Source organism: Oleiphilus sp. HI0132, from assembly GCF_001635845.1.
This window is the reverse complement of the sequence record NZ_LWGJ01001748.1, coordinates 1-775: the sequence shown is the minus strand read 5'-3', so window position 1 is coordinate 775 and position 775 is coordinate 1. Positions and strand designations below refer to the sequence as shown.

Below are 775 nucleotides of genomic sequence, written 5' to 3'. Positions count from 1 at the left end.
CTCGGATTGAAGATAAGCAATCACTGCTAGAAATTGCAGTAAAAGCAAAAATGGCAAAACTCCGACAAGCCGCTGCTGAGCTTATCGAAACAGAAGCAGACTTAAGCACACTGCTGAGTCAGGCAAAGGGTAAGGACAAATCGGTTTATCATATAGCCAAGTCCAAGCTTGCCACTATCCGCAATCAGATCGCTGAACGAAGTCAACAGCAACAAGATATAGAGAAAGCACTAGCAGACATTACCGCCCTCGCAAAAACCGAGGTTCTTCAGCACTACGATGCCAAGCTTTTTAACCTAAGCAAACGTTGGGCGGCAGTTAGCCTCAGTGCTAACGAAACACAACGCAAAGAATTTGCTCACTACCAAGCTGAGTGCCAAGCAAGAATTGATAAAATTGCCCAAGAAAAGCTCGAAGCAGAAGAACAGGAGCGCTTAATCCAAACCGGTGGTGATGAGCAAGAAGCGACTTTGTATACATTGTCTGAAACACTTAAGCGCTTCACCACGGAGGTCCCCTCATTTCATGATATCTCTGCAATTGACGCGCTAATCAAAACTCAGGAAAACCGCTGGCTCGAAGTCACTCGCAATGTAAAAGTCGAGAAGAACAAGGCAAAGCACTATCAAGTATTAATGAGTGAGATTCGTCAGTACTATAAAGCGCTTACGCTCTTGAAAGAAGCTGAGCCCGAGCTAAAGGAATCGATCGACGAACTTAGCAAACAGGGTAAAAAAGACAGCACGCAACTCGATACGCTCAACCAAAGAATTCG

1 protein-coding gene is annotated in these 775 nt (G+C 45.0%); it reads left to right on the top strand.

Annotation, left to right across the window (positions count from 1 at the left end; genetic code table 11):
- Positions 1-775, top strand: a 775-nt coding sequence (locus A3766_RS31650; RefSeq protein ID WP_197479772.1) for a hypothetical protein, incomplete at both ends; no start/stop codon positions are given.